This is a genomic window from Terrilactibacillus tamarindi (assembly GCF_009718825.1).
GTDB classification, from domain to species: domain Bacteria; phylum Bacillota; class Bacilli; order Bacillales; family Sporolactobacillaceae; genus Terrilactibacillus; species Terrilactibacillus tamarindi.
The window spans coordinates 140,788-151,818 of sequence record NZ_WNHB01000007.1 but is presented as its reverse complement, the minus strand read 5'-3'; the positions used below and the strand labels follow the sequence as shown (position 1 = coordinate 151,818).

Here is an 11,031-nt window from a genome sequence, read left to right as displayed (position 1 = left end):
ATAAACCCTGTACCAAAGTACAGGGTCAACCTTTATTCCTAAACATAACTCCGTATCATGACGGTAATATCATTAATTGGTCTTTTAGAATGGACTCAAGTGAAAATAGAGCTTTTCAGATTCAAAAAATGGCCGTACGATTTTACTATATTGAATTTCTTGTACAGTTTGCTATAATCTCTTTTTCCTTCTAATACATCAAAAACTAAGCTTAATAACTTAGGAAAACGAGAAACAATCTTTTGCATCAATTTCGGATTTTTGTAAAATTTCCGGCCAAACTGATCCAATGTACTGAGTTCGGGCATGATTGTCAGATCAACATCTCTTTGATAGGTTAAGAATGCTTCACTATATCTATCCCTGATCGACTTTATTAAATGGTCAGAAAGTAATTCAGCACTCCACAAAGCATAGTAGATGCCCTCTCCGGCAAATGAATCGACCAGTCCGGCTGCGTCTCCGATTAATGCTGTTCGTTGCGTCATGATTGGCTGCCGGGTACCGCCAGCAGACAAAAAAGATCCCTTCGCGCTCAGCAGATCTCCACTCATTTCCTGATGGTCCAAAAATGAAAGCAAATATTTCGACATCAATTTCTGACTTAACGAGTAAGAACCGATGCCTGCCGATAGAATTCCATTTTTTGGAAATATCCATATATATCCATCGGGTACTCTGGTATAATCAATGATAACCTTGTTTTTATATTTTGCGTTTGTTGCCTGGTCACATCTGAATTCATATTCCAATGCCAGAGCTTTCCTTCGTTCCGACATTAACCCCACCTGTTTCGCAACGATACTGTTTACGCCATCGGCTCCAACCAAATACCGTCCTGAATATTTCTCATCCCTTGTAAATACATCGACCCTTCCACCGTACTCGACCACTCTTTTAACGAAGGAATCCTCTTTCAGTTCTGCACCACAGTCAACGGCATGTTTCGCCAGTAGTTGATCCAATTCGTCTCTCATAACCATATAAATAAACGGCGTTTTATGTTTAAACCCCTGAATGTCATGATTTCCTTCCACCGTGATAAGTGAAGTGATCTGATCTCGAATAATCGGTGTGATATCAATCGGCATTTTCAGGAGGGCTCTCTTGGTAACCCCGCCTCCACATACTTTATAACGTGGAAAACTTTGCTTCTCTAAAATTAAAACATGAAGTCCTACTTCAGCAAGCTTTGCTGCCAGTGAGCTGCCACCAGGACCTGCTCCGACAATAATTACATCATAAATCTTTGAATCCATTTTGTTTCCAACCTTTTAGCCTTCAATCTTTTAGAGACTGATGCAATTCTCACATCATGAAAATACGTACATTCCTCATAAAAATAGAAAGTCACCCTATGTCCTGCTTGCCATTTGCTAAAAATCATTTCACCACTATTTATTCATATCACTATGATTATGGTCATGCGTGTTTATGCTGTTAGGATTCTGTGTGTTTGAAGGTGGCTGAATGATCGTACTGATTGTCTGGGGTACAGCAGAAAATACAATCACAATCGAAAGAATCGAAGCGATGGCATAAACCCATGCGACCGGGCGTTCATGTCTCCATTTGCGTTTCGCTACGAAAATAAACCGGATCGAAATGACAAGGGAAATGAGTAACAGGATGACTTTTAAAAGGGGAGGCATATTAAATAAAACTGCCCCGATCGACGTTAAACCGACAGAAATCAACAGTATATGCAGCCAGTGATGGGATGTAGCAATAATGGCGAAAAGGACAGAACCTATGGTTTTTAGTAAGGTTTTCCCTCGATTTGACTTTTTATTTGCTGAAACTGATCCAGATTTTCTGTTCCTCATGCCGCTTCTCCTTTTCTTTGTTTCCTAATTTTCTTTGTTACTCTCGATGAGCAGCTTTCATTTGTCTATAGCGTCCGATCATAAAACCGATCGCTAAGATAATCGTTGCCAAAGCCGTCAATTGAGCGACTTTCAGATTAAGTAATGTCCTTAGGCTGTCTCCTCTCCAGAACTCTAAAGTAAATCTCAACGTTGAGTAAAGTATTAACATCTGAAGGAATAGAAACCCTTGGAATGGTTTTCTATATTTAATCAATAGCAAAAAGCCAAAGATGATCAAATCACCGATGGCCTCAAATAAGGGCATCGGCAGGACCGGCGTGCTGCCAAAGATGTTGTAGACAAATGTTCCCGGAGGATAGGAAACAGCCAAGATGGAATTGCTTGGAATACCATAAGCGTCACCGGTAAGAAAATCTGATATGCGACCAATCGCCATTCCGAGTATTAACGCCGGTGCCACGATATCGGCTACCTGCCAAACTGGCAATTTATGCTTCTTAGCGAGCCAGATTCCTACTAAAGTACCGCCGAGAATGCCACCTTGTATTGCCAGTCCCCCCATCCAAACCATAAAAATTTCTGCTGGATGAGCAGCGTAATACGGCCATTTGAAGAGAACAAACCACAATCTTGCTCCAAGAACACCACCCAATACACAATAAATAGCGAATTCCACCATGTAATCCGCTTGAATACCTTGCCTCTTGGCCTCACGATTTATCAACCATAAACCAAAGAGCGTTGCCAGAGCTACCGAAGCACCCAACGTATTAATTGGAATCGGTCCGATTCTAAATAAAACAGGTCCTGGAAACCACATGAACCTTCCTCCCTTTTAATAAAAATAATCACTTTATAAGTTGAATCCTATTGCAAAAATGTGTGGAAACGATGTGGAAACGATAAACTTCGGTTATGATTATAGAAAAATTTTTGGTGATGCATATCAATGAAGAAGGTCATGGAGATTGACCAAAGGAAAAAAAGTCATCTATCTTTTATCATCTTATTTTTCTGTAGTTAATGGCACATAATTGACATCTCTAGCACACTAAAAAAATTTATTCAAATGTACATTTGAATAAAATAAGAAATGATGTATAATATAATCAAATGAATATTTGAATGATAAGGAGGTCGCTATTAGTGGTCGAAAAAGATACATGTGAAATTTATTGCTATGACGAAGAAAAGGTCAATCGCATACAAGGCCTTTTAAAAAATGAAAATGATGGGCTATCTCGCGTTGTTCGATTGTTCAAAGCGCTTGCTGATGAAAATAGGTCAAAAATAGTCTTTGCCTTATGTCAAGATAAGGAGCTATGTGTTTGTGACGTTGCAAACATTATTGGTTCTTCCATAGCAACGGCTTCACATCACCTACGCACTCTCCGTAAGCAAGGTCTTGTAAAATATCGAAAGGACGGAAAAATGGCATTTTATTCGCTTGATGATGAACACATCAAACAATTAATTTCTATTGCAATGACGCACAGAAAAGAGGAGAAAACTCATGTCTGAACAACAAGTCAAGTCATATCGAGTTCAAGGGTTTGACTGCATGGAATGCGCGAACAAGTTTGAAAAAAATGTAAAGCGGTTAGATGGAGTGATTGAAGCTAAAGTGAATTTTGGCGCTTCTAAGATTATGGTTACTGGAAACACAACCATTGAAGCGTTAGAAAAAGCAGGAGCATTTGAAAAATTAAAAGTCAGGGATGAAGCAGAACAAACTGTTGAACATGTACCATTTTGGAAGCAAAAAGAAAATTTTAAAGTCTACATTTCAGCCTTTCTATTGATAATCAGTTGGATTATTGGGACTCAATACGGAGAGCTGAGTCTGATTCCTACCATCGGATTTTTAGCGGCTATTATCATCGGTGGCTACTCGTTATTCATTGAAGGTTTTAAAAATCTGATTCGGCTTGACTTTGATATGGACACTCTTATGACGATTGCTATTATAGGAGCGGCCGCGATAGGTAAATGGGAAGAAGGAGCAACGGTTGTTATTCTCTTTGCGATTAGTGAAGCGTTAGAAAGTTATTCAGCAGATAAAGCGAGACAATCTATTCAATCGTTAATGAAAATTGCACCAAAAGAAACATTGATTCGTCGGAACGGTCAAGAATTGATGGTCCCTGTTGTAGATGTTCAGGTTGGTGACACAATGATTGTGAAACCAGGGCAAAAATTGGCTATGGACGGAGTTGTGACTAATGGAACATCGACTCTAAATCAAGCCGCCATTACTGGCGAGTCAGTACCAGTAACAAAAACCATTAATGACGAAGTCTTTGCTGGGACATTAAATGAAGAAGGTTTGTTGGAGGTCAAAGTTACAAAAAGAGTTGAAGATACAACTCTTTCTAAAATTATTCATTTAGTTGAAGAATCTCAAGCAGAAAAAGCACCTTCTCAGACGTTTGTTGATCGTTTTGCAAAAGTCTATACGCCAGCGATTATTATTTTCGCTGTCCTGTTGTCCGTGATTCCTCCTTTATTCATGGGAGATTCTTGGGGAGATTGGATCTATCGAGGGTTAGCCTTGCTGGTTGTCGGTTGCCCGTGTGCTCTGGTCATTTCTACACCCGTAGCTATTGTCACATCGATAGGAAATGCTGCCAAAAACGGTGTAATTATCAAAGGAGGAGTTCACCTAGAAGAAGCTGGCTCCCTCAAGGTTATTGCCTTTGATAAAACCGGTACATTAACAAGAGGGATTCCAGAGGTTACAGACGTTGTAACTTTTAATAAAAACGAACAAGATATCATAACCTTAACAGCGGCTCTTGAAAAAGGATCTCAGCACCCACTCGCCTCAGCCATTGTTAGGAAGGCTGAGGAAGAAAGGCTGAAATTTAACGATATTGAGATTGAGGACTTTCAATCCATTACTGGTAAAGGTGTCAAGGCTAGAATTAACCAGAACATGTACTATGTGGGAAGCCCGAACCTTTTTGAAGAAACACTTTCTAATGGGATTAAAAAAGCTATTCATAATCAGATTGTAACCCTTCAAAAGCAAGGGAAAACAGTAATGGTTTTTGGAACGGTGATGTTAGGATAGTTTTACGGACACATTTTAGTTAAACTAAGGATTAACGAAAGGGTGTGTCCCGGATGGGCAGCGGAAAAACAAGCAACAAATTCAATAAAGAATTCCGGCAAATGATCGTGGAACTCTACCAGTCAGGCACTCCGGTCAAAGATCTCAGCAGCGAATATGGCGTATCGGAAACAACGATTTATAAATGGATTAAGAAACTGAATCCAATTTCTTTAGAAGACGGGAAATCCTTTACTCCTGAGGATTACCTGAAGCTTCAGAAAGAGATGAGACGCATTCAGGAGGAAAACGAAATATTAAAAAAAGCTATGGCCATATTCGCAAAAAAGTAACGTCCGCTGAGATGAGTGTGTTGATTGATCGCCTGCAAGAAAAACATCCCATAAAAACGGTATGCCAGGTGCTTGACATGCCGCGGAGTACCTATTATCAGGCCAAGAGTGCCGGTGAGTCCAGTCTGGCCCGTGAGAATCGGAAATTGATGCAACGTATTCAGACCCTTTATACAGAAAGTAAACGGCGATATGGAGCTCCTAAGATTCAGAAACGCTTGAGAAAAGAAGGCTTTATGGTCAGCCTCAAACGTGTGCAACAGCTGATGAGACGAGCCAATTTGCGGTCCATTATTGTGAAAAAGTATCGTCCGCAATCGAGCCAGGGACCGGTCGAGAACAGAAAAAATGTACTGGCTCAGGACTTTACAACAACAAAGATCAACCAAAAATGGGTTGCAGATATCACTTATATCCACACGATCAAAGAGGGCTGGTGCTACCTGGCCTCAGTCATGGATCTGTGTACACGAAAGATTATTGGCTATTCCTTTTCTCGGAGCATGACAACAGAGCTAGCCTTAAAGGCTTTAGATAACGCTTGCGTCAACCAAAATCCTGAACCGGGTCTGATCCTGCATACGGACCTTGGGTCCCAGTATACAAGCCATGAATTTGAGAAAGCGATTCAAGAGAAACAAATCGTCCATTCTTTCAGTAAAAAAGGCTGCCCATACGATAACGCGTGCATTGAGTCCTTTCATGCAACATTGAAAAAAGAGGAAATCCATCAGACGACGTATCATGATTTCAATGAAGCAAGACGTGCCCTCTTTCAGTACATTGAAGGCTGGTACAACAGGTCCCGGATCCATAGCTGTCTCGATTACCTGACGCCTCAGGAAGCAGAAGACAAGTTTTTGAAAGTGGCCTGATCATGCTGCACGAGCACCGCTTGACATGGAGAGACGGGCGTTGTAGGCTATCTCGCCAGGCGAAAGAGATTTACCCTTTCGCCCCTTTGCCAAAAAACATCGCCCGTAGAGGCTCCATGTCAAGCGATTCAGATCAAACTCAAAATGACGCAACGAGCTCTCAATCTACCAAACTTTTTTGTGTCCAATATATTGACTTACATCCAAGAGTAATGGAAACTTGCGGCAAGAGTAAAGACAAAGAGGATGAAGACAGTGAAGAAATGATGGCTGCCATTTTAAGTGGTTATAGCATTGGTACACCAGCTACAAGAGCTGAAACAATAAAAAAGCTAAAAGATGTCGGCTATATTGCTACTCAAAATAAAAATTTAATTTGTACAGAACTGGGCAGAAAATTAGTTGAAACATTGCCAGTAAAGGAATTATTTGATTTAGAATTCACTGGTAGATTGGAAAAAACATTGTCTGATATCGAAAAGCAAAAGTTTACAAAGGAAAGTTTCTTGAATTTAATTTTTGATTTTACAACCGATTCTGTAAAAACAATTAAAAATGAAAAAGACATCATAATTAATGAAGTTTCAAATGAAAAGAAAACTATTGAAGTTCTAGGAAAATGTCCTCTTTGTGGGCATGGAATTATTGAGGGACAGAAAGGCTTTGGATGTAGTAACTGGAAAAATGGCTGTAAATTTGTTATTTGGAAGAATGATAAATTTTTAGCTTCGATGAAAAAGAAACCAACAAAAACAATGGTAAAAAGCTTTTTAAAAAACGGAGTCGTTTTGGTTAAAGGACTAACAAGTAAAAAAGGCAATAAGTTTGATGCTTATTTACGATATGAAAAAAATTCTGATAACGAATATTTTAGTTGGAAGATGGAGTTTCTTAAAAAGCAAGAGGTAAAAAAAGGAAGTTGAAATTAACACGATTTATAATAAAAAGAAGAAAGTTGCTCAAGGAATTAAATAACCTGCTTTGAGCAACCTTTTTTATATAATGAATGTTCTTAAGCAACATTTTTACATGCTTCTGCACAATTAAAGCAGGCATCAGCACATTTCTGACAGTGTTCATGATCATGTTTTTTGCATTCATTTCCACATGCTTCACAAATTTTAGCACAAACGGAAGCTAACTCAGAAATAAACGGTGTACCTCTTGAAATCGCCTGTTCTAAATAGTTACACATGTCTGCGCACTCTCTGTCCAACCGTATGCATTCAGCCATCATTTTAATATCATCTTCCTTTAAACACGCACTGTAACAATGATTACATTCCACCATGCATTCATGTAAGGTTTGCAGCAATTCTTGATGTTGTTCATGTGACATAATCAAATCCTCCAAATTATATTATTTTAATTCCGCACATTATAATATTCCCATTATTTCTTCCATTAAAACTAAAACCGACGAACTGCACAAAAACTGCACAGATTCGTAATATATTACTTAAGTTTATTTTATACCGAATGGGGGTATAGTATGGTATAGTATGATGTGATTGAAATAAGGAGATGGAATAAAGTACACAAAATCTTCTCAAACTAAGATGATTAAAGGGGTGAAAACAATGGAAAAGCATGGTAACGGAAAGGGTAAGCAACATCATAGTGGACATGAAAAACAAGAGACACACAATCACAGCAAACATGAACATCACAATGGTAGCGAACATGGGGGACACATGCATCATAATCAACATGAACATGCCCACCATGAACACAGTTCGCATGAAGGACATGAAAACCATAACCACAACAAACATGATCACCACCATCACGGAGGACATGGAGGCGGCCATGCAGGTCACCATGAACATATGATTGAGGACTTTAAAAAGCGATTCTGGGTATCCTTAGTTCTGGCTATACCAATTTCTTATTTGTCGGAAATGATACAAATGCTTTTTGGATATGAAGTTAACTTTACTGGGGACACTTTACTATTATTCTTGCTTTCAACGATAGTCTTTTTCTATGGTGGTAAACCTTTCTTGCAAGGTGCATGGGATGAAGTAAAAGCAAAAACGCCTGGAATGATGATGTTAATTTCTTTAGCTATTGTTACAGCTTATATATATAGTTCATTAACAGCCTTCTTTATTGAAGGTAGTGACTTCTTTTTTGAATTGGCTACATTAATCGTCATTATGTTGCTAGGACATTGGATTGAAATGAAGTCTATCATGGGTGCTTCAAAAGCGTTAGAAGAGTTAATAAAACTTATGCCAAAAGAAGCACATAAAATTAATGCCTCTGGCAACATTGTAGAAGTTTCTGTAGAGGATTTAGTTCCAGGAGACCACATATTAGTTAAATCCGGAGAAAAGATTCCACTAGATGGTGAAATATTTGAAGGGGAATCAACAGTTGATGAATCCATGCTCACTGGAGAATCGGTTCCAGTAGAAAAAGGACCTGGAATGGATGCAATTGGTGGTGCAGTTAATGGCGAAGGTGTATTAAAAATCAAAGTTAATAAGACAGGGAATGATACTTACCTGTCTCAAGTAATTCAATTGGTAAGTGATGCGGAAAAAACGAAATCGAAAGCGCAAGGATTTGCGGATGTTGCAGCAAAATGGCTGTTTTATGTTGCGGTAGTTACAGGAATTGTTACGTTAGCTTATTGGATGACCACAGGTGATTTTGAATTTGCTTTAGAGAGAATGGTTACGGTCTTGATTATTGCTTGTCCACATGCACTAGGTCTAGCAGGTCCATTGGTTACTTCAAGATCTACATCAATTGCTGCAAAAAAAGGATTGTTAATTCGCAATCGGACCCAATTTGAAAGTGCTTGGAAAGTAGATCGTATCGTTTTTGATAAAACTGGTACTTTGACTGAGGGAAACTTCGGTGTGACCGATATTCATCCCAGCAATGGTGTAAGTGAAGAAGAATTGTTAAAATTAGCTTACTCTGTTGAAACGCAATCGGATCATCCAATTGCAAAAGGAATTGTGAAAGAAGGAAAAGAACGAAACATAGAATCCTATAATGTAACAGATTATAAAAATTTAACTGGTAAAGGATTAACTGCCAACGTAAATGGCTCAGAAATCGCAGTTATTAGCCCTGGAGCTATGAGAGCGAATAAGATTTCTTTTGATGAAAAGACATATGAAAAATTAGCACAACAAGGGAAAACAGTTGTTTTTGTACTTAAGGATAATGTATTGCAAGGAATGATAGCCTTAGCAGATATTATCAGAGAATCTTCTTACACAGTAATTAAAGAATTGAATGATCTTGGTATAGAAACAGTAATGATGACTGGAGACAATAGCCGAGTAGCAAATTATGTAGGTGAAAAACTTGGGATTTCAAAAGTGATTGCAGAAGTTTTACCACATGAAAAGTCAAATAATGTGAAGCACTTAAAACAAGGTGGCAAAAAAGTTGCCATGATAGGCGACGGAATTAATGATGCGCCTGCCTTAGCTGAGGCAGATTTAGGTATTGCAATAGGTGCTGGTACGGATGTTGCAATAGAAACAGCTGATGTTGTACTAGTAAATAGTAACCCAGTAGATATCCTAAATATTATTAAGCTGTCTAAAGCAAGTCGTAGAAAAATGGTGCAGAACTTAGGATGGGCTGCTGGGTATAATATTGTTGCTATTCCCCTAGCAGCTGGTGTTTTGTATAGTATAGGCATTGTGATAACTCCTGCAATTGGGGCAGTGGTGATGTCCCTAAGTACCATTATTTGTGCGATCAATGCCCAATTGTTGAAGATTGATTAAGAAAAAAGACAGGATGAAATAGGAGGCCACTGAAAAAGTCCAAATTCTAATTTACGAGGGTTTTCTCGATGAAATCGAGAAAACCCTCGTTTTTATTTTCATGTATAATGGAGGTAACATTTTTTAGTGGTGGTGGTACATATGATTTCTGATCAACAGTCACTTAATCTTAGTCCCTTTATGGCAATATATGATTTGGTGGTACCCAAAGACAATATGCTTCGTCAAATAAATGAACTGGTGGACTTCTCTTTTATTTTAGAAGAACTAAGAGATAAATATTGTTTGGACAACGGTCGAAACGCTGTGCCTCCTATTCGTCTGTTTAAATACCTACTACTCAAGACAATCTTCGATTTGTCTGATGTTGATGTCGTCGAGCGTTCGAAATATGATATGTCTTTCAAATATTTTTTAGAGATGGCACCAGAAGACCCAGTTATTCATTCAAGCACATTAACCAAGTTCCGGAAATTACGCCTAAAGGATACACAGTTACTGGATATGTTAATTCAGAAATCAGTGGAGTTAGCTCTGGAAAAAGATCTTATTGCGAGTAATTCCATTATCGTTGATGCCACCCATACACAAGCACGCTTTAACCAGAAGTCACCTGTTGAATTTCTGAGAGAAAAATCAAAGCTGTTACGTAAAGCTGTTTACCAGGTGGACGAGCATATGAAAGAGAAATTTCCTTCGAAGAACGTTACGGAGGATCTAGTTGATGAGCTCCAATATAATAAACAACTTATTGAAGTGGTGAATCAAGCAGAAGCTGTCTCCCACTATCCTAAGGTAAAAGAAAAGCTTAATTACTTAAAAGAACTGGTGGAAGATCACGAGGAGCACCTGCCTTCTTCCGATGATCCGGATGCCCGAAAAGGGCATAAATCGGCTGATACTTCTTTCTTTGGTTATAAAACACACATTGCCATGAGTGAAGAACGATTGGGAAAGTTCCCCAGCCCTTGCTCGTAAAGATAAGCTTGAAATATATTTAGAACCATGAATCAGCCCTAATCCACTTATCCCCTCATTTTCTAAATGCATAAAATAACTATCCTTCTGCTTTATCTGATTGATTATGTAGTTTAAAAACCTTGTTATTGCATATGCACTGTTACGTTGGCTACTTATAGACTTGCCTTTATTTCTATACATTGT

7 protein-coding genes and 3 pseudogenes are annotated in these 11,031 nt (G+C 38.6%); 6 read left to right on the top strand and 4 right to left on the bottom strand.

The features are described from left to right. Positions 1-95 precede the first annotated feature (95 nt). The 3 genes from GMB86_RS06400 to lgt form a co-directional block, all read right to left on the bottom strand. A complete protein-coding gene (locus GMB86_RS06400; RefSeq protein WP_100489375.1) occupies positions 96-1,259 on the bottom strand; it encodes a geranylgeranyl reductase family protein in 1,164 nt (387 codons plus the stop codon). Positions 1,260-1,394: 135 nt separating this feature from the next. Next, complete coding sequence (locus tag GMB86_RS06395) at positions 1,395-1,826, bottom strand: hypothetical protein (RefSeq protein WP_010023122.1); 432 nt, start codon at positions 1,824-1,826, stop codon at positions 1,395-1,397. Between the two features lie 37 nt (positions 1,827-1,863). Beyond that, entirely contained in the window at positions 1,864-2,649 is a 786-nt protein-coding gene (gene lgt / locus GMB86_RS06390) for a prolipoprotein diacylglyceryl transferase (protein WP_010023121.1), read from the bottom strand. A gap of 326 nt (positions 2,650-2,975) precedes the next feature. Between lgt and GMB86_RS06385 the strand changes: the two genes are divergently transcribed. The 4 genes and pseudogenes from GMB86_RS06385 to GMB86_RS06370 form a co-directional block, all read left to right on the top strand. Continuing rightward, on the top strand, positions 2,976-3,350 hold the full coding sequence (locus tag GMB86_RS06385) for an ArsR/SmtB family transcription factor (RefSeq protein WP_093672797.1): 375 nt from the start codon (positions 2,976-2,978) through the stop codon (positions 3,348-3,350). Further along, positions 3,343-4,887, top strand: a pseudogene (locus GMB86_RS06380) (heavy metal translocating P-type ATPase); the annotation flags it as partial. The gene GMB86_RS06385 and the pseudogene GMB86_RS06380, both read left to right, overlap by 8 nt. A gap of 68 nt (positions 4,888-4,955) precedes the next feature. Continuing rightward, a protein-coding gene (locus GMB86_RS06375; protein WP_141306174.1) for an IS3 family transposase occupies positions 4,956-6,109 on the top strand; the annotation gives its coding sequence in 2 pieces (ribosomal slippage) (positions 4,956-5,208 and positions 5,208-6,109; 1,155 coding nt in all). Positions 6,110-6,315: 206 nt separating this feature from the next. After that, positions 6,316-7,032, top strand: a pseudogene (locus GMB86_RS06370) (DNA topoisomerase); the annotation flags it as partial. A gap of 89 nt (positions 7,033-7,121) precedes the next feature. Here GMB86_RS06370 and GMB86_RS06365 read toward each other — a convergent pair. Continuing rightward, on the bottom strand, positions 7,122-7,448 hold the full coding sequence (locus GMB86_RS06365; RefSeq protein WP_141306144.1) for a four-helix bundle copper-binding protein: 327 nt from the start codon (positions 7,446-7,448) through the stop codon (positions 7,122-7,124). 241 nt (positions 7,449-7,689) lie between these two features. Between GMB86_RS06365 and GMB86_RS06360 the strand changes: the two genes are divergently transcribed. Both GMB86_RS06360 and GMB86_RS06355 read left to right on the top strand, forming a co-directional pair. Next, positions 7,690-9,867 (top strand): copper-translocating P-type ATPase, encoded by a 2,178-nt coding sequence (locus GMB86_RS06360; RefSeq protein ID WP_141306143.1) that lies wholly within the window; start codon positions 7,690-7,692, stop codon positions 9,865-9,867. Positions 9,868-10,008: 141 nt separating this feature from the next. Beyond that, positions 10,009-10,818: pseudogene (locus GMB86_RS06355) on the top strand (transposase); the annotation flags it as partial. Positions 10,819-11,031: the final 213 nt, after the last annotated feature.